Genomic DNA, 25,239 nt, shown 5'->3' on the forward strand with positions numbered 1-25,239 from the left:
GAGGGGGTCGTGCGAAGCATCACTGTCCCAACCTCTCCAGCAGATCCCGCACATGCACCTGGTCGGATTTGTAGTTCCCCGTCAGCGTGTACATCACGAGATTCACGCCCCCGCGCAAAGCCAGCTCGCGCTGTCGCGCCCCGCCGGGCGTGAGCGGAAAGAGCGGCTGGCCGCGTCTGTCCTGCGCCCAGGCGCTGGCGAGATCGTTCGAAGTGATGACGATGGCCGAGACGCTGTCCGTCGCGCGAACGGGCCGCGCGGACTCTTCCTTTGGCTCCGGCGGCAGGGCCTCGACCCAGGTCTCGCCGCTCGCATAGCGGCCGACGAAATTGTCCAGCAGATAAAACGTCTTGGTGATCACATGGTCGCGCGGGACGACTTCGAGCTCGGGAATATCGAGACCCTTTGTCAGCTCGCGCAGCCAAAGCGTTTCGGGCGTCGGCGCGTCGCCGGGGCGCTGGTTGATCGCGTCGCGCGTGTCGAAGACGATGGTGCCGCCCTGCTTCATATAGGCCGCGACCTTGGCGACCGTCTTCCCCGAAGGCTGCGGCGCGCTGGCGACGATGGGCCAATAGAGCATGGGATAGAAGGCGAGTTCGTCTTTCGCGGGATCGACGCCGACGGGATCGCCCGGCGAGAAGGACGTGCGCAGCGAAAGGGCCTTGGACAGCGCCTCGAGCCCCAGATTGGATACATCGTCGATCTTCGGATCACCGGAGACCACATAAGCGAGGCGCGTCGTCAGCGCCGCCTCTTTGTCGCGCTGCGTCAGAACCGGCTTCGCGTCAGTCTCCGCCCGAGCGTCGCGCGGATGAAGCGGCATGGAAAGGATAAGGAGCGCGCTGGCGGCGGTCGCGAGCGGCCGCAGGCGCAGCTTGCCGGACAGAACCAGCACGGCGATGGCGTCGACGATGAAGGCGACGAGCGCGGCGGCGAGCAGCGGGCCGCGGAAATCGAGCGGCGTCCCCGCTTCCAGCTCGGAGGCTTTCAGCCCGGCGCCCGCAAAGTCGAAACTGCTGATCTCGTCCCCCGCCCGCAAGGTCTGCAAAGCCACGAATGCGTCGCCTGCGCCATAGAGCCCCGGCGGATGCTCGGCGCTGGCCGGTCCCTCAAAATGCGCGGGGATCGCCTGTGCGCTCGGTCCCGGCGCGGCGAGGACGCCGAAACCGTCGAGCGCCTTCATCGGCGCCAGCACGCGCTGATCGGAAGTCGTAGCCGACTCGTCGTCGCCCGGCAGCGGCGCGGACTCGCCGGACATGGCGCAGATGCGTTTCAGCATCTCGACGAAAAGTCCTGAGATGGGCAGGTTCGACCAGCTGGTGTCGGCGTTGACATGGAAGAGCACGATGACGCCCTTGCCGCGCTTTTCGGCGGTGACGAGCGGCGTGCCGTCGGAGAGCCGCGCCCAGCTTTTCTGCACGAGGCCCGGATCGGGTTCGGCCAGAACCTGACGCTGGACGCTCACATCCTTGGAAGCGGGCAAACCATAGAAAGGACTAGCTGCGTCGAATTCGGCGAGCGACTTGGGCGTCTCCCATGACATGGCGCCGCCCAGCACGCGGCCGTTGCGGCGCAGACGCACAGGCAGCAGCTCATCGGCGGCGTTGGCGAGGCGCGGGCCTGCGAAGCGGATGAGCGTGCCGCCCTCGTCGACGAATTTCGCGAGCGCGTCATAGGTTTCGCCCGGCGCGAGGCCTACGTCTGCGAGCGCCACGACATTGGGCCGCTCGGCGAGCAGGCTCTGGATCGGATCGACAGCGCCCGGCCGCGCCTCCCGGACCTGCGCGAAAGGCGCGAGCGCCTTGTCGAGATAATAGACAGGCGAAAGCAGCGGCTGCGCCTCGTCGAGCGCGGCGCCGCCGATGAGCGCGACGCGTCGCACCTTGGAGCGCGCGTCGAGCAGCGCAACCGCGCCGGCGGAATTCTCACCCTCGATGCGCATGAGCGCGACGTCGTTGCGCAGCTCAACCGGCAGATCGAGTTTCGCCTTGGCGCGCAGCGCGGCGCCGAAATCGACGTTCGCCTTGCCGATGATCTGACCCTTGGAGTCATAGGCCGCGACGGTCGCGCCGGCAGGGCCGGAAGCGCTTGCACGCAGCGCGTCGACGGTGAGCGTCGCGGAGTCGTTGGCGGGCGCGGCCAAAGCCGTCGGCGCATGTTCGTCCAGCAGAACCTCGACCTGCGCGCCCTTTTCCTCCGCCGACTTGAGCGATCTGGCGAAAGCGTCCGCCTCCCCCTGAGCAAGGCCGTCGCTGATCCAGACGATGCGCGGCTTGGGATGATCTTTCACAAAAGCTGCGATCGGATCGGTCGCCGCACTTCGACCCGGAATGAAAGGCTTCGGCCGAGCCGAGCGCAGCTTCTCCGCGCGCGCAGCGGCGTCGAAAGCTCGGGCGAGAGCGCGGCGTCTCGGAGATGGTCGAGAAGGCGACATTGCCGCCGCTGCGCGCCGCCGCGTCGATATACGACCGCGCCGCCTCCATCCGGCGCTCCCATGTCGGCGCGGCGTCCCAACCATCGTCCAGCAGGACGAGCGTCGGCGCTGAGGACAAAGCCGCGGTTCCTGCCGGACTCCAGACCGGCCCGGCCATGGCGAAAACCAACGCCGCCGCCAAAGCGAGCCTCATGGCGAGCAGCCACCAGGGGGTCTTGGAGGGCGTCTCTTCGTCGGGCCGCAACTCGCGCAGGATCTTCGTCGGCGGAAAGACGATCTGGCGCGGACGCGGCGGCGTCACGCGCAGCAGCCAATAGATCAGCGGCAGGCTCGCAAGGCCGACAAGCGCCAGCGGCGCGGCGAAGGAGAAGCCGCCCATGTCAGAGCTCCTCCTCTATGCCATGCAGGCCCATGGCCAGCGACAGAGCCGCCTCGGCCGCCGGGCGGTCGGTGTGATGCTGCAGGAAGAGGAAGCCCGAAGCGCGCGCCGCCGCTCGCACCGCCTCGCGATGCGCGTCGAAACGCTGAGCATAGGCGTCGCGCAGGCTGCGCGCATCGCCCGCGTGGAATGAAGGCCCGCCATCCGTGTCGAGAAACATCGTCTCGCCTGTGAAAGGGAAGCTTTCCTCGCTCGGGTCGATGACCATCAGCAGCGCGCCCGAAGCCCCGGCGTCCGCGAAGCGCCGCAGCCGCGCGGCGAGCGCGTCGAGGTCGCAGAGGAAATCGGAAATCAGCACGACGCGGGCGCGCGGGCGCAGCGGCGCCTCTGGAGGTAGTTCGTCACAAGCGGTATCCGCCGCCCGCTCATAGAGGGCGCGCGCGAAACGGTCGATCACGTCGCGCGCGGAAATCGGCGCGGTGAGCCCCAACGCCGCGACGCGCTCGCCGCCGCGCACGAGAACGTCCGCGAGCGCAAGGCCGAGCGTCACGCCGCGCGACAGCTTGTCGTCCTGCGCGAGGGACGAGACGAAAGCCATGGAGGGCGAACAATCCATCCAGAGGAAATAATCGTGCGCCGCTTCCCATTCGCGCTCGCGCACATAAAGCTGGTCGCTGCGCGCGGAACGGCGCCAGTCGATGCGATGCGCCGCCTCGCCAATCGCGAAAGGGCGGTATTGCCAGAAGGTCTCGCCCTGCCCCGCACGCTTGCGGCCATGGACGCCGTAAGCGACGCTCGCGGCGATCTCATGCGCGCGATTGACGAGTCGCGGCAGGCTGGCTGCGAGATCGGCAGGGACGGCGCCGTCGACATGGACGCGAGTGGCGGGATCGTAGGCGCGGGTTTCGACGGGACGGATCAAAGCCCCCTCCCCAACCCTCCCCCGCTGCGCGGGAGAGGGAGCAGATTGGACAGGGGGTTTTCGCCCATGGGGCCGTTATCTCAACCACTCGTTCACCCGATCCGCGACACGAGCTTATTGATCAACTCCGCAATCGTCGTCTCGCGGCGCGCGGCGAAATTCAGCGCCATGCGATGACGCAGCACCGGCGCGGCGAGCGCGGCGACGTCGTCGAGCGACGGGGCGAGGCGGCCTGTCGCCAGCGCGCGGGCGCGGGTCGCGAGCATCAGCGCCTGCGCGGCGCGCGGGCCTGGCCCCCAGGCGACATGCTTCGCAATTTCCGGATCGCCCTCGTCGGGGCGCGCGGCGCGCACGAGATCGAGGATCGCGTCCACCACCTTGTCGCCGACCGGCAGACGGCGGACGAGGCGCTGCGTCGCCATCAACTCTTCGGCGTCGAGCGCCTGAATGGTCTCGGCGGACTTGTCGCCCGTCGTCTCCAGCAGCACGCGGCGCTCGCTCGCGCGGTCGGGATAGTGAACGTCGATCTGCAGCAGGAAGCGGTCGAGCTGCGCCTCGGGCAGCGGATAGGTGCCTTCCTGCTCCAGCGGGTTCTGCGTCGCGAGCACGTGGAACGGGCGCGGCAGGTCGTGCGCTGCCCGCCACGGTCACGTGATGCTCCTGCATCGCCTGCAACAGCGCCGACTGGGTGCGCGGCGAGGCGCGGTTGATTTCGTCCGCCATGAGGAGCTGCGCGAAGATCGGGCCCTTGATGAAGCGGAAGGAGCGCGAACGGTCCGCCGCACTTCCTCCAGCACGGGCGTTCGGCGCTGCTCGGCGAGCCGAGAGCGTCTCGACGAGTTCGGCGGGCAAAGGTCCGGCGAGTGAAGGGCCTGCTCGACCACCTCGTCCTGGCCGAAGATTTGTGTCGAGGCCGATATGATCCAGGGCCAGGCGACCGGTTTCGCCAAGATTGCGATGTCATCGACGAGCGGCTTGCCAAGTCTTGGCGAGGGCGCCGGCACGCCGCGCGATGAGCAGTCAAACACGCGCGAATTAAGGCGCGCCGTCGCGAGCAGTAAATCGGTCTCGGCGGCGCACGAGCGGGCTGCTCGATGTTCCTCGACCGGAAGATGGCCCGAAAACCACGCCGCGGGGCGATGGCCTGAATCGTGGCCGGGGTCTGAACCGAGCCGAGCGTGTAGTAGAGATACTCTCCCTTGATGCTGACGCCGGGGTAGATCATCCATTCGGTGCCGAAGCCGACCGTCCAGCCGGTCGCGATCTTCGAATAGGAGCCTTGCCCCGTCCAGGCCGCAAGGTAGTAGGGCGAGAGCGGCGGCGGAAAATAGCCGTTCGTCACGCCGTAGTCGCCGCTGATCTGGCCATAGGCGAAGCCGCCGGTCGCATAGACCAGCAGGGTCGGCATGGCGAGCCAGCCGGCGCGCAGGCGCACCGTGCCGAGGAAATTCAGAGAACGCGAACCCGTCGTGAAGGCGCCGATCTGGTAGCCGCCGCCGCCGGGAACATCCATGAGAACCGAGGAGTTGCCGCGCGCGCGGATTCTGCTGAAGCCCTCCGCGTCGGCCTCAACGCCGACGACGGCGCCGTTGCCCGCCTGGTAGTCGTAGCCGATCTGGGCGCCGCCGATGAAGCCGCTATTGTCGGCCTTGAGCTGCGCGGCCGCAGTGGTCGCGGCGGCGACGGCGATGTCCGCATTGGACGGATTCGGAGGCGGAAACAGGGCCACGTTCGGCGACAGCATGCCGACATTCTGCGCCGGCTTGATGAAGGGAGAGATGGAGTAGGCGCCGCCGACATTCACGCCGACGTAAAAGCCCGTCCAGGTGTAGATGGGCGGCGCGACGTAACGGATGGGCGGCGCGCTGTAATAAGGCATATCGGCTGCGAGCGCCGGGACGCCCATCAGCGCCAGCGACGACACGGCGCCAAGCAGATACTTCTTCATAACGCGCTCACACAGTTACGCATTCACGACGCCGATCATCGCGCGGGGCAAATCACCAACGCGTTAATTTGAATCAAATCCGACGGATAGCTGAGGAATGCGTGAATCATCGATTAATTGAGCAATTGTCGTGGACCTCAGCGGGCGCCCCCGCGTCGCAGTAGAATTGACGCTCGCTTTTCGTCGTCGGGACGCGACGGTCTCGGCCGAAATGCGCGCCGAATGATACGTACAAGTACCAGCTTGCAACGGAAAAAGAAGGAGTCGAGTATAAAATCAATAAGGTATTTCAGTGGTTTAACGAGAATGATCGTGTTGGATTTTTCGGATAAGACAAAGGGCCAAGGCCCAACGCGTGCTTCGCGGTTACCTCTCGATCATAGGGGATAAGGCAGCCGCTCGCGATCGCATTGTCCGGGATCTCCAATGTCTTCGGGAAATATCCGCACACGCGCTCGCCACCCGCGTCGAGGCGGCGCTGCGGCTCCTTGAAGCTCACCTGTCAGACGACGCCGGCTTTGGGCGCCCCTTAATCTCGCGCAAGCCTTGCAACGACAATTTTCAATCCGGATAGATCGGAGCGTCGCACATGGCCGCCATAACCCGCAAAGACCTCGCCAACGCGATTTGGCAACGGATGGACTGCCTAAGCCGCGCGGAGTCGATGCAATTGATTTCCGATGTCATTGAGGAAATGATTGAAGGGATCAATGAAGACGGCTCGCTCGAACTCCCCGATTTAGGGACGTTCAAATTGCTGAAAAGGCGGGCGCAGAGAGGCGAGACCCCAAAGAAGAAAGATCCCGATCTTGTGACGTCGAGCCGCACCCTGCACTTTTACCCTGCGCCTGCGCTTCTAGCGGCCCTCAATGACGGTCTCCCCAATGGAACGGATCAAACCCTCGAGCCGGGCAAGACGGTCGCGAGGCACTAATTGTGCGTGCTGCTGGTGAAATTACCGAAAGCGGCGTCTCTGATGACATTATCGCCAAAGGTAAAGAACGCGCTATCGATGCCTATATGTTGGCCGCCATCGTCGAACGGGACAGAAACAAATCGGCGCTCGAAAGCGATACGCCCTTCACGTTGGCGCTGATGTTCACCTGATCGGCGTCGATATTGATCTGGCTGAAGCCAACGCCGTTGATAAGGGTCTTCGCTGATATGCCGACCCCGTCGCCGCTGATCTCTGCACGGGAAATCGTCCCCCAAACCCGACCTTAATCAACGCCCTGATATTGCCCCTGCAAGTAAAGGCCGGTCGCATTGTTCCGGGGCCAATCACACATTGATCCCGTTGGCCGCGCTGTTCGCTCCGCGAGCACCGGTCCCCTGATGATCACCGCGTCCATGGGGGCCGCCTGCACCGAGATGAATCCCCGGCGTTCGATCCCCCGGCCACGACGACGTTGTCGTGCGCCCCCTCATTGATCGCGCGCGAAAGAGCGCCCATCCAATAAATGAAAAATTCAAGAAACGTGAGCGCTGCCGCGCCCGAACGGCAATTCATGCCTTCGCCGCCAACGGCCTTGGCTGTTTTTCTAGGCAAATACTAACAGGCGCTCATGCCGCCATCCATTTTATCTACTTGCAGTGCCGATATACGAAACTATTCTAGGCGCGCGGCTTCTTCCGCTTGTGTTTCCCGAGAGGCTGTCATACCTCCCTATTCTCATCGCCGCCGTCGAAAGGCTCCCCGCCCATGTGGCGCGCAATTGTCGAAACCGCCCTTCTCTTTCTGACGCCTTTTCTGGCCTATACGCTGTTCCACGCCGCCCAGCGGCGCTGGCCCTTCGTCGCGGAGCTTTGGCACAAGCGCATCGTCGTCGCGCTAACCATCGCGGGGCTCCTCACCGCCATCGGCGGGATGCTGGCGCTCGGCCTCACGGAGCGGCAGCAGGGAGCTTACGTTCCCGCCCATGTCGAGAACGGCAGACTCGTTCCCGGCCGCTTCCAATGAACGCCGCCCAGCATTTGCTCGACGATCCGCGCCTTGCGACGCTCTTCGCCGCGCTCGCAAAGACCGGCGCAGAGACGCGCGTCGTGGGCGGCGCCGTGCGCGACGCGCTGTTCGGCCTGCCGCCGCATGAGATCGATCTCGCCACCACCGCCCTGCCCGACGCCGTTCTGGCGGCGGCGCGTGCGGCCGGGCTCAAGGGCGTCCCGACCGGCATCGAGCATGGCACGGTCACGATCGTCGTCGCGGGCACGCCTTTCGAGGTGACGACGCTGCGCGAGGACGTCGAGACGGATGGCCGTTACGCCGTCGTGCGCTTCGGCGGCGATTTCGAGCAGGACGCGACGCGCCGCGACTTCACCGTCAACGCGCTTTCGCTGACGCCGGACGGCAAGCTCCACGATTATACCGGGGGCTTGAAGGACATCGCCGCGAAGCGAATCCGCTTCATTGGCGACGCGGCGACGCGCATCCGCGAGGACTATCTGCGCGTCCTGCGCTTCTTCCGCTTCAACGCCTCTCACGGCGAAGGCGATTTCGACCGCGAGGGGCTGCACGAGTCCATCCTCGCGCGGGAAAACCTCTCGCGGCTCTCGCGCGAACGCATCCGAGCGGAAATCATCAAGCTCCTGCCGGCCCGGCGCGCACCCGAGATCATGGGCGCCATGTCTCACGCGGGGATCATCGAGGTGCTGCTCGGCATGGGCTATCCGGCGCGGCTGGAGCGGCTCGCCGCTTTCGAGGCGGCGCGCGGCAAGAAGGGGGACGCCGTGCTGCGGCTGGCCGCATTCTCCGTGCTGACGACCGAGGACGCCGATCGCCTCCGCGAGCGCCTCCGCCTCTCGAATGAAGAACACGCCCGCCTCGTCGCCGCGGCGAAAACCCTCGCCGCGCTGCACGGGATCGAGCGCCCGCCGCCGGTTTCGCATCTGCGCGAGATGCTGTTCCTGTGCGGATCGCGCGCCGCCTGCGACGCGCTCGCGCTCGCTTTCGCCGAGAGCCGCGCCGCGGCCGACGACCCGCAATGGCTGGAGGCCGCGACCTATCTCGACGAGACCCCCGCCCCGGCCTTCCCGATCAAGGGCGCCGACCTTATCGCCCGGGGCGTCGCGCCCGGCCGCGCCTTGGGCGCGACGCTGAAGTCGCTGCAGGCGAAGTGGATACGGGCGGGCTTTCCGCGCGATCCGTCCATTGTCCAGCAACTGGTGGAGGACGCGATCAGGGGGCAGGAATGAGCAAGTGGCCTGCATTCGCTTGCGCGGGCGCCTTGCCGGCTGAAAGCGACTGCCAGGTGCAAATAGGCCACGGCTATTTCCCCTCGTCCGTCGGGTAATAGACGCCGCTGCGCGGGCAAAGCAGGTCGCTCGTCTCCATCTTCACGAGCTTCCCGGCTTTCTGGTCGATCCGCCACGCGGCCTTCGCAGGAAGCAAGTCGCCCTTTCCCGACGCGTCGTCGAGCACCGCGACGATGATATCCCTCGTTTCGCTTCCCTTGATCCGGCAGGCGCCGGAAAAGGGCGGCGAGGTCCGGGAATGCGGGGGGAACTCGACGACGTCGGCGATGGTCGAGCGCTTGTCGAGGACCATGAATTCCTTGCCGCAGATGCGCCAGGAAATCGTATTCATGTCGTCGGCGACGATGTCCGCGCCGAGATGCTTCAGCCCGAGAGATTTGTATTTCGCCTCGGTCTTGACGACGGGATCATTCGCCTCCCGCTGCCCGATCAGCGCCTTGGGAATATCCGCGTCGCACCGCAGTTTTGCGAATTCGTCCTTCGCCTGCGCGCCCGCGCAGGAGAGGAGCAAGGGGACGAGCGTGACGATCAATTTGCGCATTTGAAGATGTCCTTCTCAAAAATCCACAAGACAGGTGGTCGAGATCAGCCGCACTCCTCCTCGATGAGGCGGCGGTTCACCCAGCCTTTTCCCGTGGGCTTGTCGAAGTCGTAGCCGCCGGCGCGGAAGCGGCCGCCCTTCCACCATGTCACGAAGATCCATCCGTTCCGGCTCTCGACCGTAGGATCGCCCATCACCTCGTCGCCATGGGTCATGCGTCCGACCAGCCTGGCCTGCGGATCGGGCGCCGCGCGCAGCGCGACGAAGCCGTCCGCCGTGCGCTTGACGTCGCAGAACTCGGTCGCCGACGCAGCCTGCGCGGCGACGATGAAACCAGCCAGAATTACGCTCTGCGTGAAACGCGCGCCGTTGAATGCCATCGACCGTCTCCCTGTTCAGATTGAGCGTTGTAAATCGCGACGGGCTCGGGGGCTGTGCGGCGGCGCGCGCTGCGAATGCAATCGCCACAGTTTCGCGCTCTTATATTCTCAGCTGCAATACGGGTCTCAGTAATACTGGGGGAACCCTCAGCTCTGGAGGCCACAACCAGATCGGATGTCAGACGCCGAAAATGCGCCGGGCTCTGCGATGACTCTCTTGAAAAGCCGCTCCGCGCCCGCAACGTCCCTGACGCGGACGAGGCTCATCGCCTTCTCGATCTTGTCGCGCTCGCGCTCCACTCAGGCCGCGCCTTCCGCCTTCGCCAGCCGCTCGAAGACGCCCAGCACCATGGCGCGCTTGTCGAAATTGAAGACCTCGGTCTCGCGCGCGAGATCGCGGATCTCGTCCCATGCGCGCGCGTAGCCGATCAGCCGCGACGGCGCCGCGCCGCCTCGTGAGAGCGTGCGCACGCGGGCGTCGAGATGGCGCTCCAGCGCGCGCATGAAGGTCTCATAAGCCGCCTCATTGTCGCGGCCCGTCAGCTTGTCGGCCAGAAAATGCACGCCGACCCAATCGACGCGCGGCAGGCTTTGCAGCAGCCGCGCGACGCTCGTGTCGAAAGCCATGGCGTCGCCCCCGAGAAGACGCAGCGTCTCGCGCACCGATCCTTCCGCGCGCGCCGCCGCCGCCGCGATCTCCTCTGGCGGATGGTCGCTCCATGGCTCACCCACGGCGCCGACGGCCGCGACGGTCTCATCGTCCGTCAGCGACGAGAGCATGAGCTTGCGGCAGCGTGAGCGTATCGTCGGCAGAACCCGGCCCGGTTGATGCGCGACGAACAGAAAGAGCGAGCGCTCCGGCGGCTCCTCGATGAGCTTCAGCAGAGCGTTCGCGGCGCTGCGGTTGAGATCGTCGGCGCAGTCGACGATGGCGACGCGCCAGCCGCCCATGCCGGAGGCCTGATGGAACGCCCGGGTGATCTCGCGGACATCGTCGACGCGGATTTCAGTAAAGTGCTTCTTGGTCTTTTCGTTCCACTCGCGGCGCAACAGGAAGATGTCGGCAAGCGCCATGCTCGCGACGCGCCGCGCGGCGATGTGATCGGGCGGCACGGCCAGTGTCTGCGCGCCCTGAACGTCCGGCGTGGTCGGGTCCGGATGCGCGAGCAGAAAGCGCGCGAAGCGCCAGGCGAGCGTCGCCTTGCCGACGCCTTCCGGCCCGCCGATGATCCAGGCCTGCGCGAGCCGGTTGCGCTGATAGGCGTCGAGCAGCTCGTGCTCGGCGCTGGCATGGCCGAACAGAGCCAGCGTCTCGCGCGGATGCGGCGCGTCGTCGAAACGATCGCTCTCTGGCGGGCCGCCGGCCTCCTTGCTCATTGGGCGGCGTCGGCGACGGATTGCGGATCGAGGAAACGCGCGTCGACGAGCTGGCGGATGGCGCGCGCGACTTCGTCGGGCGGCAGCGCCCCGTTCACGACGCAGCAGCGCTCGGGCTCCTGCTCGGCGATGTCGAGAAAGGCGCGGCGCAGGCCCTCGTGAAAGCCGTCATCCTCGGCCTCGAAACGATCCGCGCGCTGGCCGGCCGCCTCGCGGCGCATGGCGGCGCGGGAGAGGCCCTCCTCCGGCGGCAGGTCGATGACGATGGTGAGGTCGGGCTTGAGGTCGCCAACCGCGGCCTTCTCCAGCAAAGCGAGCGCCTGCGCGCCCACGCCGCCCCGCGCGCCCTGATAGGCGCGGGTGGAATCAACGAAGCGGTCGCACAGAACCCAGGCCCCGCGCGCCAGAGCCGGCGCGATGAGTTGCTCGACATGGTCGATCCGCGCCGCGGCGAAGACGGCGGCCTCTGCCAACGGCCCCAGCGGCGCGATCCTACCCGAAAGCAAAACTTCCCGCAGCGTCTCAGCCTTGGGCGTGCCGCCGGGCTCGCGCGTCGTGATCGCCTCGACGCCGCAGGCGCGCAAATGCGTGGCGAGGCGTTTGAGCTGGGTCGACTTGCCGACGCCCTCCCCGCCTTCAAAAGTGATGAAACGGCCTCTTTCGGCGCCCGTCATTTCCTGGCCGACAGCTTCTCGTGGATCTTGGCCGCAGCATACTCGTAAACCGCGTCGAATGCGCGGCGCGAAAGAGAACCTTCCTCGACAGGCTCGGCCGCCTCGAGCGGCTGCTCCAGAACCACGGTCGAACCGCGCTTGATTTCAAGCTTTCCGACCTTCTGCGCGCCTTCGACCGGCGCCATCACCGGGCCTTCATAGACGATCTTGCCGGTGAGCTTTTCATTGCCGCCGCGTGGAAGGAGCACTTTCACGTCGGTCTTCGACACGAGCTCGACCGAGCCCTTGGTCCCGCCATAGACCTGCGCAGGGCCGACTGGCTCGCCGGCCTTGAAGAGCTCCTTCTCCTCGAAATTGCGGAAGCCCCATTGCAGGAGCTTGCGGGCCTCCTCCGCGCGCTCCTTCGCGGTCTTGGCGCCATAGACCGCCACGACCAAGCGGCGCCCCTCTTCGATCGCCGATCCCACGAGACCGAAATCGCCCTTCTCGATATTGCCTGTCTTGAGGCCATCCGCGCCGATGCTCATGGTCAGCAGCGGGTTGCGGTTCTGCTGGCGGATGTTGTTCCAGGTGAACTCCTTCTCCCCGAAATATTTGTAGTAATCCGGGTAGGTGCGGATGACGTGCAGCGCGAGCTTCGCCATTTCGCGGGCGGTCACTTTCTGGTCGTCGCTCGGCTTGCCCCAGGGGTTGCCGAAACGCGACTTTACGAGGCCGAGTTCCGCCGCGCGCTTGTTCATGCGCATGACGAAAGCTTCCTCATTGCCCGCGACGCCCTCCGCGAGCACGAGCGCGGCGTCGTTGCCGGAATCGATGATGAGGCCGCGCAGTAGGTTCTCGACGCTGGCGCGGCTGTTGACCTTGAGGAACATGGCGGATCCGCCGGCGGGAGCGCCGCCATTGCGCCAGGCGTATTCCGAGACGGGCATTTCGTCGCTGAGCTTGAGCCGGCCCTCTGCCAGCTCGCGAAAAATAATCTCGGCGGTCAGGACTTTGACGGTCGACGCCGGCACGACGAAGTCGTCCGCCCCTTTTTCGAACAGCACGGTATTGGTGCCCGCGTCGATCAGAATGGCTTGCGGCACGCTGGTCTGGAAAGGCTGCGCCCACACGCGGCACGGGAAAAACGCTGCAAGAGCAATTAGAAAGGCGGCGATGGCCGCGCGAACGTGGCGTATGCGCAAGACAATACTCCGCGAGAATGCGTCGCGCGACAAGAGCGACGCCGAGCGGAGAATGGCCCCCACAAAGCTAAAAATCAACGTAACGGCGCGAGCTTGGGCGTCAGTTGAGCGCGTGCCGCATGGGCGGGGTCGGGACCGACGCCTCGTCCTGTCCGCCGAGCGACGCCGGACGAACCGGCGGCAAGGGAGCCGCCTGGAATGATTTCACCTTGTCTTCCGCCGGAGCGGCCGAGCGGACGCCATGCGTCGGGAGATCCGAATCGACGGCGGCCTCCTCGCGCGAAACGGAAGTTGTTTCCGGCAGCGGCTCGGGGCGGGCGTCGGGCGCATAGGCCAACATTTCGGCCGTTTCGCCGACGGTCGGACGAACTGCCGGGGCGTCGTTGACGACGGGACGGGCGGCAGGCTCGGGCGCGCGCTCGACGAGCGCCGCCGTACGAACCGGCTCCTGACGGGAGGCGACCATGACCGGCGCGGCGCCCTCGATCGTCGCGGGTTGGCCGTCGTCGCGCAGCGTCGCGAGCAGCTTCGCATCGTCGTCGCCGGCCATATCGGCCTTGCCGATCCACTCGACCTTCACCTTGGCGGTTCCGGCCGAGCGGAAATCGAGCGCCTCAGCGACTCGTTGGGAAACGTCCATCACGCGGCCGCCGTGATAGGGGCCGCGGTCGTTCACGCGCACGACGATGGAGCGCAGATTCTTGAGGTTGGTGACGCGCGCATAGCTTGGAAGCGGCATCGTCGGATGGGCGGCAGAGATCGACTCGCGGTCGAAGATCTCGCCATTGGCGGTGCGGCGGCCGTGAAAATCCGAGCCATACCAGGAAGCGGTGCCGGTCGCGGCGAAGGGCTTCTCACTGGGGTAATAGGTCTGCCCGGCGATCTTGTAGGGCTTGCCGACCATATAATTGCCGCCGCCCTTCGGAACTTCCTCGCCGTCGGCGATGACGCGGGGGCTGGCGCGGACGCCATATTTGGGGTCGACCACAGAACCGTAGCTGGAATAGCCGAGGCTCGAATAGCGGGGAGAATGGGCGGTCGAGGAACAGCCTGCGAGGGAAGCGAGAGAAAGAAGAAGGACCGATCGGCGGAGCGTGGCGGCAGTCGGATCGAATTTCATCAGCAAGCGCTTGGGCTCCCGGGACACGGCAGATCGCATGTGAACGGTCCTTGTCGACGCTGGCGGTTGAACCGCCGCTCCCGGTCCGCTCGCCTCCATCACGCCCTCATGGCGCTCTGGATTCACGCACATCCTTGATTCGGCGCGCGTTGCGATGGCCGGGAGTTTCTCCCCGATTTCTGAACTTGTCGTTAACGACACGGTCAGGCCAAGGCCAGATGCGGGCTGAAACTGGGCGGAAATGGGGCAATCCGGGCCGCCAGGCCCCCGCCTGTCTGTTTTGGGACAGGCTGTGGCCGAGCGGCCACACATCCCGGGCCTTCCTTTATTGGACGCGCGCGAGATCCACGATCCGCGTCTCCACCTTCTCGACGCCCCGGAACTGGTTGGCCGAGAGTCGGGCGGCGACGTGGAAAAGCTCTCCGCGCCCCTTCAGCAGCGCGTCCCCAACCGGCGAGCCGACGACCCGGAAGGCGATGGCCTCGACCGAGGCGCCGTCGCCGGAACGCAGCCGCGCGCGGACATGGTTCTCGCCAACGACCATCGCGTCGGCCACACGTTGCTCCGGAAGGGCGAAAAGCGGCTCGGGATTTCCCTGCCCGTACGGACCTGCCTTCTCCACCCGCCGTAGCACGTCGAGATGGACGCCTCTTCCGGCCAGCGCAGCGTCGATAACGAGCGCGTCGGCGTCCCTGGCGGCCTCGACCGCTTCGGCGAGCGCGTCGTTCAGGAAGGCGCGGAACTCCTCGACCCTGCCGCGCTCCAGGGTGACGCCGGCCGCCATTGCGTGGCCGCCGCCCTTGATCGCCAGGCCAAGATCGACGGCGCGGCGCACGACCTTGCCGATATCGACGCCACTTAAACTTCTACCTGAACCTGATCCAGTTTCTCTATTAAAAGCAAAGGCGAATGATGGGAGGCTAAACCGCTCTTTGAGCCGTGCGGCGATCAGGCCGACAACGCCCGGATGCCAATCCGGCCCCTCCACCACGAGACAGCTTAGCCGGTTCGACTTAAGAAACTGCGTCTCGGCCTGAGCAATGGCTTCCTCCAGAGCGACCTTCTCGATCCCCTGCCGCTCGGCGTTGAGACGGTCCAGTTCACGGGCGATGCTGTTCGCCTCGATGGAGTCCGAGAGGGTCAGAAGGCGTGCGCCGAGCCCCGCGTCGCCGATGCGGCCGCCGGCGTTGATGCGTGGGCCCAGGGCGAAGCCAAGATGATAGACGCGCGGCACCCCATCCATTCGGGCGGCGTCCATCAACGCTGCGAGACCAGTCCGCGCGCGGTTGCGCATGACCTGAAGGCCCTTCACGACGAAGGCCCGGTTCAGCCCGGTGAGCGGCGCGACGTCCGCCACGGTCGCCAAAGCGACGAGGTCGAGCGCCGCGAGAAGATCCGGCGCCGGGCGGGCGTCCCCGAACCAGCCGCGCGCCCGCAGGCGGCGGGTGAGGCCGGCCAGCGCCAGAAAGACGACCCCGGCGGCGCAGAGCGCGCCCTGCCCGGAGAGATCGTCCTGCCGGTTGGGGTTCACGATTATGGCGGGCGGCAGGTCTTCGGGGGCCTGATGGTGATCCAGAACGATGACGTCCAGGCCAAGCTCGCGGGCGACTTTGAAGGGCTCGTGGCTGACCGTGCCGCAGTCCACGGTGACGAGCAGCGTCGCCCCCCGCCCGGCCAGCGCGCGGATGGCGTCGCTGTTCGGCCCGTAGCCCTCGAAGATGCGGTCGGGAATATGGAGGAAGGGCTCCGGCGCCCCGGCGGCGCGCCAATAGTCGATGAGCAGAGCCGAGGAACAGGCCCCGTCGACGTCATAGTCGCCGAAGATCGCGATCTGCTCGCCGGTCTCGATGGCGCGCCCCAGTCGCTCCACCGCCGCATCCATCTCTGTCAGGGTCGAGGGGTCGGGCATCAGGTCGCGCAGCGTCGGATCTAGGTAGCGGGTCGCCTCCGCCACGCCGACGCCCCGCCCCGCGAGGATGCGGGCCAGGAGGTCGTCGATCCCATGGGCCTGGGTCAGGGCGAGGGCCGTCGCTTCGCCGGCGGCGTCGAGCCGCGCCCGCCAGGGCCGGCCGAGAATGGAGCGCTCGACCCCCAGAAAGGGGCGCGCTCCGCCTGTCATCGCGTTCATTGCGGCACTTGATGTCAAGAAAGAGGTTAAAGCACGACTTTGACGCCCTGCGTCGCGAGCGCGCCGAGAACGCCGTCGAAGACGAGCGACACGCCCATGGCCGAGACGAAGAAACCGACAATCCGGGTGATGGCGTCGATGCCCATGCGGCCGATGCGGTCGATCAGCCGACCGGCGTAAGCGAGGCAAATATAGGTGACGAGGATGGCGAGGCCGGCCGCCGCCAAGATCGCCGCATAGGCCGCCATCTCGCTCGGCGCCCGCTCGATCGTGGCCATCATCCCGAGCACGGTGGCGATCACGCCCGGCCCTACCATCAGCGGAATGGCGAGGGGCATGAAGGCGATATTGTCGTTTGGCCCGGCGCTGAGGAAGGAGCTTTGGCCCGGACCCGCGGGCGCGAAGAGTTCGAAGCCAATCCGCGTCAGGACAATGCCGCCGGCGATCCGCACCATTTGCAGCGAGACGCCGAACAATTTCAGCACGAAGGCGCCGAAAAACAGGAAAAACAGAATGAGCAGGAGGGAGTAGAGCGACGCCTGAAACGCGATCCGCTTGCGCGCGGCCTCGTCCTTGTCGTGAGTGATGGACAGGAAGACTGGCAGCGCCTCGAGCGGATTGATGACCGCGAGCATCGTCGTAAAGGTGCTGAGGAACAGCGGCAGGATGGGGTTGAGCTCGATGGAGCCGAGACCGGATGCCACGCCGCAACCCCTCCTCGATAAATGAAACCGATGCATACCCTGAGGGTTGGGAGTGTATTGCCCCGTCCGTCGCGCCTCAAGCCCGGCAGAGGCGCCGCTACCAGCAAAACTGTGCAAAGGTCATCCCCATGAGCGACGCGATTCTCCTCGAAGCTGACGGCGATACGGCCGAAATCCTCCCCTTCGGCGCCGAGCTTTCTGCCTGGCGGGCGGACGGCGTGGACATGATCTGGGCCAAGGACCCCAAAATCTGGGACCAGACCGCGCCGATCCTTTTCCCCATCGTGGGTTGGACCCGCGACGGGCAGGTCCGGGTCGACGGCAAGACCTTTCCGCTGGCCCTCCACGGCTTCGCCTGGAAGAAATGTTTCGAGATCGCCGAGCGGCGGGCGGATTATTTACGCCTCGTGCTGTTCGACGACGCCGAGACCCACGCCCTCTACCCCTTCGCCTTCCGCTTCGAGGTGGAGTTCAAGCTCACCAAGGGGGCGCTCGACAATAATCTGATCGTCACCAACACCGACGCGCGGCCCCTGCCCTATGCCTGCGGCCTGCATCCAGCCTTCCGATGGCCGCTCGCGGGCTCGACGGCCGAGCACGCCATCGTCTTCGAGCTGGATGAAAACCCGGATGTCCCGATCATCGGTCCCGGCGGTCTCTTCATGAAGGAGACGAAGCGCACTTCGCTCGCCGGCGCGAGGATGCCGCTCGAACCAGCCATGTTCGCCCATGACGCGCTCTGCTTCCTAAACATGAAGAGCCGGAGCATCGCCTTCAACAATGGCGCGGGCGCGCGGCTTCGGGTGACGCTCGAAAACTTCCCGCATATCGGCTTCTGGACGCTGCCGCCGACGCCTTACCTCTGCATCGAGCCCTGGAGCGGGTACGGCGACCCGGTGGATTTCCACGGCGATCTCTATGAAAAGCCGTCCATGCGCATCCTCCAGCCGGGAGAAAGCGCGCGCCATGGGGCGAGTTTCGCATTGGAGCGGAGCGGCGCCTAGGGAAGCAACTCTGGTTTGTAAACGACCCGGAAAACCATAGAACGATCACTGACCCGCCCTTGGAGTTCTCATGCGATACGCCGTCGGAACGTTGGCCGCCTTCGCCGTCATGCTGTTTTCAGCCTCGACCGCCCTGCCATGTTCGCGCGTGCTCTGGGCTCCCGGCGATGGGCAGGTATTCGTGGGGCGGACCCAGGACTGGACGGAAAAGGCCAACTCCGCGTTCCGGGTCTATCCGCGCGGGATCGCGCGAACCGGGGCGGTGGCCGAGAACCCGCACAAATGGACCTCTAAATATGGCAGCCTCGTCATCACCGGCTACGACCTGGCCACCCATGAGGGCGTTAACGAGAAGGGCCTGAGCGCGCAAATCCTCTATCTGGCCGGCGAGTCGGACTACGGCAAACGCGATCCCAGGCTGGAAGGCATCGGCGTCACGCAGTGGGTCCAATACTTCCTCGACAACTACGCGACAGTGGCGGAAGCCGTCGAGGCGCAGAAGTCATTCGCGTTCCAGATCGATTCACTCATCCTGCCGAATGGCTTCCCGACATTGGTGCATCTGTCGCTTTCTGACAAATCCGGCGACTCCGCGGTGATCGAATATATCGGCGGCAAGCGGATCGTTTATCACGACAAGCGATTTACCGTGATGACCAACGAGCCGACCTACGACAAGCAGATCGAGAACCTCAAGCAATACCGCAGCTTCGGCGGAGACAAGCCCCTGCCCGGCGAGCGCACCCCGACGGACAGGTTCGTGCGCGCGGCCTATTACGCCAATAATCTCCCCAAGCCCGCCAATGCCGACGAAGGGGCGGCGTTCATTTTCAGCGTCATCCGAAACGTGTCGGTCCCCTTTGGCAAGGCCGACCCCGAAAAACCAAATGTCTCCAGCACGATCTTCCGAAGCGTGATCGACCTCACCGGGGGCCGCTACTATTTCGAGAGCACTTACGCCCCCAACGTCGTCTGGATCGACTACGGCAAGCTCGATTTCAGCAAGGGGAAGCCGGAGCGGGAGTTGCAGGTCGAGAAGAAGATTTTCTCACTAAACGGCGACGTCACCAGGCGACTCGAAAAGGCGAAGCCATTCGTGTTCGGGAAGAACGAACACTGATACGCCCGCTCTGTTCTTGCAACACGCCAACAATGTGATCGCGTGATGTTTGCTGGCGCCTTGGCCCCCCCGATTCAAGGAACGTGACCCACGGCGCCAGTTTTGCGTTTGAGCGGGACAGCTCTTCCGGTTAGGAAAAGGCCTCCCGGCCACAGGAATCAGATTTCATGACCATCGCCGCCAGCGTCATCGAGGCCATCGGCCGCACGCCGCTCATCGAATTGCGCGCCGCCTCGAAGGCCACAGGGTGCCGCATCCTCGGCAAGGCGGAGTTCATGAATCCCGGCGGCTCGGTGAAGGACCGCGCCGCCCTCTTCATTGTGCAGGACGCCATCGCCAAGGGGACGCTCAAGCCCGGCGGCGTGATCGTCGAGGGCACGGCGGGCAATACCGGCATCGGCCTCGCGCTCGTCGCCAACGCGATGGGCTTCCGCACGGTCATCGTGATCCCGGAGACGCAGAGCCAGGAAAAGAAGGACATGCTGCGCCTGCAGGGCGCGCAGCTCGTCGAGGTGCCGGCGGTCCCCTACGCCAATCCGAACAACTACGTAAAGGTTTCGGGCCGGCTCGCCGAGCGCCTCGCCAAGGAAGATCCCGCCGGCGCCGTCTGGGCCAATCAGTTCGACAATGTCGCCAATCGCGAGGCTCATATCGCCACGACGGGGCCGGAGATTTACGAGGCGCTCGGCGGCAAGGTCGACGGCTTCATCTGCGCCTGCGGCACGGGCGGCACGCTGGCCGGCGTCGGCATGGCGCTGAAGGCGAAGAACCCGGGGATCAAGATCGGCCTCGCCGACCCCTTCGGCGCCGCGCTCTACTCTTATTATACGAGCGGCGTGCTGAAGGCCGAGGGCTCCTCGATTACGGAAGGCATCGGCCAGGGCCGCATCACCGCCAATCTCGAAGGCGCGCCTGTGGACGTCGCGTATCAGATCCCGGACAGCGAGGCGCTCGATATCGTCTTCGACCTTGCCGAAAACGAGGGGCTGCTGCTCGGCGGTTCTTCGGGCATCAATGTCGCGGGTGCGATCCGCATGGCGCGTGAGCTGGGACCGGGCCACACCATCGTGACGATCCTGTGCGACGGCGGCGCGCGCTATGCCTCGAAGCTTTTCAATGTCGAGTTCCTGCGCGGGCTCAATCTGCCGACGCCGAAATGGCTCGAAAAGCAGGTTGGGATCGACCCGGGGCTGGTCTAGGCTGCGCCAGACAAGCTCTTCAAGGAGGTGAGCGCGTGTTCTTGCGAAGCTTTTGCGCGACTCTTCTTTTCCTCGGCGTCGCGACAGCTGCCGCCGCGATGGACGCGCGCTTCGCGGGAAGCTGGCGCATCGACAGCGCGGCCCCCGCGCCGTGGGCCGGGCCCGGGGATATCGATCCCAAGGAAGCAAAGGCGCTTGTCGGCAAGACAGTGTCTTTCGGGCCAAAGTCGATCGCGGGCCCGCAGCCCATCGGCTGCAAGGGCCCGCATTACGGCGTTCGCGAATCGGATGGTCCCGACATGCTGTTCGAAGGAATGCTGGCCGAACCGGACAAGGCCGGTAAGCCGCGCAATGCGGCCGCGCTGGCGCGTGAGATCGGCATGACGACGCCGACCGTGGCGACGCTGGAGGTCGGATGCACGGAGATCGCGTTCCACGCCATCGCGCCGGACAGGCTCGTCTTCGCGCTCGATAACCAGATTTACACGCTGAAGCGCGCAGGCAACTGAGGGTCGCCCGGCTAGTAGGCTTTGAGCGTCTCATCGAACAGCGGGCGAGCCGCCTCGACGGCCTTGGCGCTGAGACCGCTCAGGGTCAACCGCACGACATAGGCGTTCCCATCCGCGTCGTTCTCCGCGAAATAACCGATGATTTCGACCGGCTGGTTCTTGCTCGGATTGACGTAGCGATGGACGATCACCTCGCGCTTCCCCGCGCCGAGGTCCCCCGCCGGCAGTTCCTCGATTTTCGAACCCTTGAGGCTTTGCAGCCACCGCCCGTCGCTGTTTGCGATCCACTGGGCGAGCGGAATTTTCTCTGGATTGGGCCGCGCTTCGCCGTAAATCAGAGCAGGCGCGTTGCGGAACGTCTTGCCCGGCGGCACAAAGATGCTGACGCCCTGAGCGGCGGCGCTTTCCTTATCGGTCGACCAGCCCTTGGGCGGCGCGAAGGACGGGCGATGGACCGGGCACAACTGCATCACGCCGTTCTCGCCCTTGCAATGATTCAAGCTCGTTTCGATTTTGGCGTCCGCCGGACCGGCGAGCCCAGCCATAGCCAAAAAAGCGACCGAAGCCGCTATCGATGACATCCGTTTCATGGCCATCCCTCCGTCTCCTATCCTCTGCCCGATCATTTCTAGAGGGAGAGAAGCCCAGGATCGGTGCGCACGCGCACAGGACACAGCGGCTTCAGGAAGGCCGACCTTTTCCGATCAGCGCGCTCGCGGCCGCCACATCGTCCGGCTGGTTCACATTAAAGAATGGATCATAGGGCGCGACCGGCCACGCCACATTCACATTGGGATAGCGCGCGATGAAGGCCGAGACCTTGCGCATGTCCTCTTCCACGAGCGCCCGGCGCAACTCTTCCCGAATTGAGACCGGCCAGAGAGCGACCGCGTGATGCACGCGGTCTCCCGATTCCGCGACGGCGATGCGCGCTCTGGCGCTATTCCGCGCCTCGTAAAGCCGTTTGACGAGGTCCGTAGGCAGGAAAGGCGTGTCGGCGGGGGCTGTGACGATATCCGTCACCTCCGGACGCTGCGCGTAAACGTGATCCATCCCCGCCAGAACCCCGGCGAGAGGACCCGCGAAGCCCTCTACGCTGTCGGCGACGACCGGGAGGCCGAAGGCGGAAAAGCGCGCCGGGTCGCCATTGGCGTTGATGACGAGGCCCGCGCATTGCGGCCCCAGACGCTCGATGGCGTGCGCGATGATCGGACGCCCGCCGATCTCGAGGAGCGGCTTGTCGCCGCCGCCCATCCGCCGTGCGAGGCCGCCGGCGAGGAGAATTCCGACACATTGTTGCATGAGCTTTTCGCCGACCTTGCGGAAACCGCCTTCGCATTCGATCTAGCGTATACAGCGCTTTGCAAAAAGGAGCCTTTCATGCTGTCACGCCGTGGCCTTCTCGCCGCCGCCATTTTCCTCGCCGCGACCTCCACCGCTTTCGCCGCCGAGAAGCCCTTCTCCGAGGCCGCCTTCGCCGCCGCGCAGGGCTCCGGAAAGCCCATCATCGTCCATGTCTACGCGCCCTGGTGCCCGACCTGCCGGGCGCAGGAGCCGATCCTTCAAAAGCTAGAAGCCGACCCGAAATTCGCCGGCGCCGAGACCTTCCGCGTCGATTTCGACGGGCAGAAGGACGCCGTGAAGGCGCTCAAGGCCCGCAATCAGAGCACGATCATCGTCTTCAAGGGCGCGAAGGAAGTCGGCCGTTCCGTCGGCGAGACGGACGAGAAGGCGATTTCCGCCCTGCTCGACAAGGCGCTCTGACATGGGCGCCGGGACGCTCGGGCTCGCTTTCCTCGCCGGGTTGCTCTCGGCGCTCTCGCCCTGCGTCCTGCCGCTTCTGCCGCTCGTCCTCGGCGCGGCGGCGGCGGAGCATAAATGGGCGCCCGCTTTGCTCGCGCTCGGCGTCGCCCTCTCCTTCGTGATCATCGGATTGTTCGTCTCGACCATCGGCTTCGCCATCGGGCTCGACGGCGACGCGTTCCGGGCCGTTGCGGCGACGCTGATGATCGCGCTGGGTCTCGTGCTGCTCGTTCCCGCCCTCCAGACCGGCGTCGCGGCGGCGGGCGGGCCGCTCAGCGACCGTTTGAACGCGGCCTTTGGCGGCTCCGCCGCCTCCGGCGGCCTGTTCGGGCAGTTCGGGGTTGGGCTGCTGCTCGGCGCCGTCTGGAGCCCCTGCGTCGGGCCGACGCTCGGCGCCGCCTCCGTGCTCGCGGCGCGGGGCGAAGACCTGCCGGCCGTCGCGGCGACCATGGGCGTCTTCGGCCTCGGCGCAGCCGCGCCGCTTCTCGTTCTGGGTTTCCTCTCCCGGCAGGCTTTCGCGCGCTGGCGCGGAACGCTGCTCGCCGCCGGCAAGCGGCTGAAACAGGGGCTGGGCCTGCTCTTCGTCGCGCTCGGCCTGACGATCGTCAGCGGCGCCGACAAATCGCTGGAAGCGGCGCTCGTCGCCGCCTCGCCGGAATGGCTCACATCGCTGACAACGCGATTTTAAGTAAATCTCAATCTCCACTTTTGCGAACTGTTAACGATACTTTTGTCCTACGCAATCTCGCAAGAAAACGCCAAGGTCTGCTGGATCGTCCGCAATCCAGCGGAAATCAGGCAAGAGCTGGACGGCGGCGGTTATTTCATAAAATTCGGTTTAAATTCGATTGCGCAAAGGCCAAGCGCGTTTAGGCAAATCTTAAAACCGCTCGCGCTATAACGTCGCTACTGTGTGGTCGTAGAGTATGCGAGTAATGATATGACCGAGACGCATCGTCCGCGTGTCAAATATGTCATCGGCCCTGACGGCAGCCCGCTCACCATAGCGGATCTCCCGCCGCCGAGCACGAAGCGCTGGGTCATTCGCCGAAAGGCGGAAGTCGTCGCCGCCGTCCGCGGCGGTCTCCTCTCCCTCGACGAAGCCTGCAGCCGTTACACGCTGACGGTCGACGAGTTTCTAAGCTGGCAGATGTCGATCGACCAGCACGGCCTCGCCGGACTGCGCACCACGCGCCTTCAGCAATATCGGATGTAATCCGCGAGCTACGACCCCTAAAAAGAAAAAGCCGGTCCCATTTTGGGACCGGCTTTTTCTTTTGTGCAAGACCCGCCCCGTCATTGGGGAGAGTTGGTCTGATTGCGCCGCTCCGCTCGCGATGACGGAGAAAACCCGGCGCTCAGCCCGGGGGCGGCCCTTCGGTCGCGCCCCCCGCCGCTCCTGCCCGCAATTTCTCCACGAGCTTCCTGCGCTCGAACAGAGCGACGACGACGAGAGCCGCCAGCAGCGGGATGATGAGGTAGAAAAGGCGCCACACCAGCAACGCCGCCAGCACCTGAAGCCGCGGCACATCCGGCATCAGATTGATGAAGAGCAGCTCGAACACGCCGAGGCCGCCCGGCGCATGCGAGACGAGCGCCGCCGAGAAGGACAAAAGGAAGGCGCCGAGCACGACGATGTAGCCCGGGTTTCCCTGCTCCGGCAGCGCGAAATAAATGATGCCCGCCGCGCCGATCAGCTCCGCCGGCGCCGCGAAGAGTTGCCGCACCATGATCTCGGGGCGCGGATAGAGGATCTCGAACTTGCCGAATTTGAACGGCTTCATGTGCATCAGGGAGCCGGCCATATAGACCGCGACGAAGCCGAGGCACAGGAGACCAACGGTGCGCGCCGTGTGCGGATGAGTCAGCACGTCCGGGAGGAAGCCGGAGAGGCGCTGCATCATGGTCGGATCGTAGGTCAGCAGAAGCCCGCCGAGCAGCACATTGCCGAAAGCGAAAGTGTAGGAGCAGAGGACAACCAGCGCGGCGACCTGCGTGGCCGTCAATCCCTTCGACGAATAGGCCCGGTAGCGGACCATGGCGCCGGAAAAGACGCTCGCGCCGATATTGTGGGAGAGCGCATAGGTCGTGAACGAGCACATCGAGATGAAAATCCACGATATGTGCCGTACGCCGAGATGGAGCAGCGCGATCTGGTCGTACCAGGCGAGCGCCGCGTAGGCGAGCAGCGTGGAGAGCGCCGCGAAGAAATAGTCGCTCGCGGGAATGGCCTTCAGAGCGGCCCAGACTTCGGTGCCAACCGACTCGCCCTGGAACTCGTGATAGAGCAGGTAAAAGGAGCCGATTACGGCGGCGAGCCCGACGACGGGCCAGAAAAATTCTGCCAGTTTTCTCATGCAGCCTATCGCGTTAGACGTAAGCGGGGGGCTTCGACAGCAGGGCCGCTACTGGCCTGCGAACTCCCTCGCATGTAAGGAGGCCGCGGGCAAGGGCCAAGTGTCAGGTCGCAAGCGCGTTATTGCCGCCCGGCCCCCAAGGCGACGAGCGCTGGCTACGCCGTTCCAACTCGGCCGCAGGCGCGCCGCCAGAGCGTAGGCAGA

The 25,239-nt window shown here is 65.4% G+C and carries 23 protein-coding genes and 3 pseudogenes; 11 read left to right on the top strand and 15 right to left on the bottom strand.

The genetic code is table 11. The annotated features are described in order from the left end of the window. Positions 1-19 precede the first annotated feature (19 nt). The 4 genes and pseudogenes from ACPFMJ_RS03375 to ACPFMJ_RS03390 all read right to left on the bottom strand — a co-directional run. Positions 20-2,813: pseudogene (locus ACPFMJ_RS03375) on the bottom strand (DUF4159 domain-containing protein). 1 nt (position 2,814) lies between these two features. Further along, the gene (locus ACPFMJ_RS03380) at positions 2,815-3,735 is read right to left on the bottom strand and encodes a DUF58 domain-containing protein (RefSeq protein WP_424362458.1); all 921 of its coding nucleotides are present in this window, start codon (positions 3,733-3,735) and stop codon (positions 2,815-2,817) included. A gap of 92 nt (positions 3,736-3,827) precedes the next feature. Next, a pseudogene (locus ACPFMJ_RS03385) lies at positions 3,828-4,674 on the bottom strand (AAA family ATPase); the annotation flags it as partial. Between the two features lie 289 nt (positions 4,675-4,963). Next, positions 4,964-5,683, bottom strand: a pseudogene (locus ACPFMJ_RS03390) (outer membrane protein); the annotation flags it as partial. A gap of 589 nt (positions 5,684-6,272) precedes the next feature. On the opposite strand from ACPFMJ_RS03390, the gene ACPFMJ_RS03395 reads away from it, so the two are divergent. The 4 genes from ACPFMJ_RS03395 to ACPFMJ_RS03410 all read left to right on the top strand — a co-directional run bounded on the left by ACPFMJ_RS03395 (position 6,273) and on the right by ACPFMJ_RS03410 (position 8,875). Next, a complete protein-coding gene (locus tag ACPFMJ_RS03395) occupies positions 6,273-6,617 on the top strand; it encodes an HU family DNA-binding protein (RefSeq protein WP_424362459.1) in 345 nt (114 codons plus the stop codon). A gap of 2 nt (positions 6,618-6,619) precedes the next feature. Continuing rightward, positions 6,620-6,790 carry a hypothetical protein gene (locus ACPFMJ_RS03400; RefSeq protein ID WP_424362460.1) on the top strand — a complete coding sequence of 57 codons (171 nt, stop codon included), beginning with the start codon at positions 6,620-6,622 and terminating at the stop codon, positions 6,788-6,790. Positions 6,791-7,385: 595 nt separating this feature from the next. Next, positions 7,386-7,643: a DUF6111 family protein gene (locus ACPFMJ_RS03405; RefSeq protein WP_424362461.1), complete on the top strand. Its 258-nt coding sequence runs from the start codon at positions 7,386-7,388 to the stop codon at positions 7,641-7,643. Beyond that, positions 7,640-8,875 (top strand): CCA tRNA nucleotidyltransferase, encoded by a 1,236-nt coding sequence (locus ACPFMJ_RS03410; RefSeq protein WP_424362462.1) that lies wholly within the window; start codon positions 7,640-7,642, stop codon positions 8,873-8,875. Before ACPFMJ_RS03405 ends, ACPFMJ_RS03410 begins: the two co-directional genes overlap by 4 nt. 73 nt (positions 8,876-8,948) lie before the next feature. On the opposite strand, the gene ACPFMJ_RS03415 is transcribed toward ACPFMJ_RS03410, so the two are convergent. The 8 genes from ACPFMJ_RS03415 to ACPFMJ_RS03450 form a co-directional block, all read right to left on the bottom strand. Beyond that, the gene (locus tag ACPFMJ_RS03415) at positions 8,949-9,476 is read right to left on the bottom strand and encodes a hypothetical protein (RefSeq protein ID WP_424362463.1); all 528 of its coding nucleotides are present in this window, start codon (positions 9,474-9,476) and stop codon (positions 8,949-8,951) included. A gap of 44 nt (positions 9,477-9,520) precedes the next feature. Continuing rightward, positions 9,521-9,856: a hypothetical protein gene (locus ACPFMJ_RS03420; RefSeq protein ID WP_424362464.1), complete on the bottom strand. Its 336-nt coding sequence runs from the start codon at positions 9,854-9,856 to the stop codon at positions 9,521-9,523. A 300-nt stretch (positions 9,857-10,156) separates the two neighbouring features. Further along, a complete protein-coding gene (locus ACPFMJ_RS03425; protein ID WP_424362465.1) occupies positions 10,157-11,233 on the bottom strand; it encodes a DNA polymerase III subunit delta' in 1,077 nt (358 codons plus the stop codon). Beyond that, a complete protein-coding gene (tmk, locus tag ACPFMJ_RS03430; protein WP_424362466.1) occupies positions 11,230-11,907 on the bottom strand; it encodes a dTMP kinase in 678 nt (225 codons plus the stop codon). Before tmk ends, ACPFMJ_RS03425 begins: the two co-directional genes overlap by 4 nt. Continuing rightward, positions 11,904-13,091, bottom strand: coding sequence for a D-alanyl-D-alanine carboxypeptidase family protein (locus ACPFMJ_RS03435; protein ID WP_424362467.1), 1,188 nt, complete (start codon positions 13,089-13,091; stop codon positions 11,904-11,906). The genes tmk and ACPFMJ_RS03435 overlap by 4 nt, the downstream gene beginning before the upstream one ends. 100 nt (positions 13,092-13,191) lie before the next feature. Beyond that, complete coding sequence (locus ACPFMJ_RS03440; RefSeq protein ID WP_424362468.1) at positions 13,192-14,250, bottom strand: septal ring lytic transglycosylase RlpA family protein; 1,059 nt, start codon at positions 14,248-14,250, stop codon at positions 13,192-13,194. A gap of 286 nt (positions 14,251-14,536) precedes the next feature. Then, the gene (recJ, locus tag ACPFMJ_RS03445; protein ID WP_424362469.1) at positions 14,537-16,339 is read right to left on the bottom strand and encodes a single-stranded-DNA-specific exonuclease RecJ; all 1,803 of its coding nucleotides are present in this window, start codon (positions 16,337-16,339) and stop codon (positions 14,537-14,539) included. 26 nt (positions 16,340-16,365) lie between these two features. Beyond that, positions 16,366-17,043, bottom strand: a complete 678-nt coding sequence (locus ACPFMJ_RS03450) for a MarC family protein (protein ID WP_424362470.1) — start codon at positions 17,041-17,043, stop codon at positions 16,366-16,368. 128 nt (positions 17,044-17,171) lie between these two features. On the opposite strand from ACPFMJ_RS03450, the gene ACPFMJ_RS03455 reads away from it, so the two are divergent. From ACPFMJ_RS03455 to ACPFMJ_RS03470, 4 genes are all read left to right on the top strand, one after another. Next, positions 17,172-18,047, top strand: a complete 876-nt coding sequence (locus tag ACPFMJ_RS03455; RefSeq protein ID WP_424362471.1) for an aldose 1-epimerase family protein — start codon at positions 17,172-17,174, stop codon at positions 18,045-18,047. A gap of 70 nt (positions 18,048-18,117) precedes the next feature. Next, the gene (locus ACPFMJ_RS03460; protein ID WP_424362472.1) at positions 18,118-19,167 is read left to right on the top strand and encodes a linear amide C-N hydrolase; all 1,050 of its coding nucleotides are present in this window, start codon (positions 18,118-18,120) and stop codon (positions 19,165-19,167) included. A gap of 167 nt (positions 19,168-19,334) precedes the next feature. After that, complete coding sequence (locus ACPFMJ_RS03465; protein WP_424362473.1) at positions 19,335-20,366, top strand: cysteine synthase A; 1,032 nt, start codon at positions 19,335-19,337, stop codon at positions 20,364-20,366. 35 nt (positions 20,367-20,401) lie between these two features. Then, positions 20,402-20,875, top strand: coding sequence for a hypothetical protein (locus ACPFMJ_RS03470; RefSeq protein WP_424362474.1), 474 nt, complete (start codon positions 20,402-20,404; stop codon positions 20,873-20,875). Between the two features lie 11 nt (positions 20,876-20,886). Here the strand turns inward: ACPFMJ_RS03470 and ACPFMJ_RS03475 are convergent, their stop codons facing one another. Both ACPFMJ_RS03475 and mobA read right to left on the bottom strand, forming a co-directional pair. Then, positions 20,887-21,375, bottom strand: a complete 489-nt coding sequence (locus ACPFMJ_RS03475; RefSeq protein ID WP_424362475.1) for a hypothetical protein — start codon at positions 21,373-21,375, stop codon at positions 20,887-20,889. Between the two features lie 181 nt (positions 21,376-21,556). Then, positions 21,557-22,177 carry a molybdenum cofactor guanylyltransferase MobA gene (gene mobA, locus ACPFMJ_RS03480; protein WP_424362476.1) on the bottom strand — a complete coding sequence of 207 codons (621 nt, stop codon included), beginning with the start codon at positions 22,175-22,177 and terminating at the stop codon, positions 21,557-21,559. 78 nt (positions 22,178-22,255) lie between these two features. Here mobA and ACPFMJ_RS03485 point away from each other — a divergent pair, with 78 nt between their 5' ends. The 3 genes from ACPFMJ_RS03485 to ACPFMJ_RS03495 all read left to right on the top strand — a co-directional run bounded on the left by ACPFMJ_RS03485 (position 22,256) and on the right by ACPFMJ_RS03495 (position 23,894). Further along, positions 22,256-22,639 (top strand): thioredoxin family protein, encoded by a 384-nt coding sequence (locus ACPFMJ_RS03485; protein ID WP_424362477.1) that lies wholly within the window; start codon positions 22,256-22,258, stop codon positions 22,637-22,639. Position 22,640: 1 nt separating this feature from the next. Further along, a complete protein-coding gene (locus tag ACPFMJ_RS03490; RefSeq protein ID WP_424362478.1) occupies positions 22,641-23,366 on the top strand; it encodes a cytochrome c biogenesis CcdA family protein in 726 nt (241 codons plus the stop codon). 252 nt (positions 23,367-23,618) lie between these two features. After that, on the top strand, positions 23,619-23,894 hold the full coding sequence (locus ACPFMJ_RS03495; protein WP_036281596.1) for a DUF1153 domain-containing protein: 276 nt from the start codon (positions 23,619-23,621) through the stop codon (positions 23,892-23,894). 142 nt (positions 23,895-24,036) lie between these two features. Here the strand turns inward: ACPFMJ_RS03495 and ACPFMJ_RS03500 are convergent, their stop codons facing one another. Continuing rightward, positions 24,037-25,035, bottom strand: coding sequence for a lysylphosphatidylglycerol synthase domain-containing protein (locus ACPFMJ_RS03500; protein WP_424362479.1), 999 nt, complete (start codon positions 25,033-25,035; stop codon positions 24,037-24,039). Between the last annotated feature and the right edge of the window lie 204 nt (positions 25,036-25,239).

It is taken from the genome of Methylocystis parvus (genome assembly GCF_049675845.1).
In the GTDB taxonomy this organism is placed as follows: domain Bacteria; phylum Pseudomonadota; class Alphaproteobacteria; order Rhizobiales; family Beijerinckiaceae; genus Methylocystis; species Methylocystis parvus_A.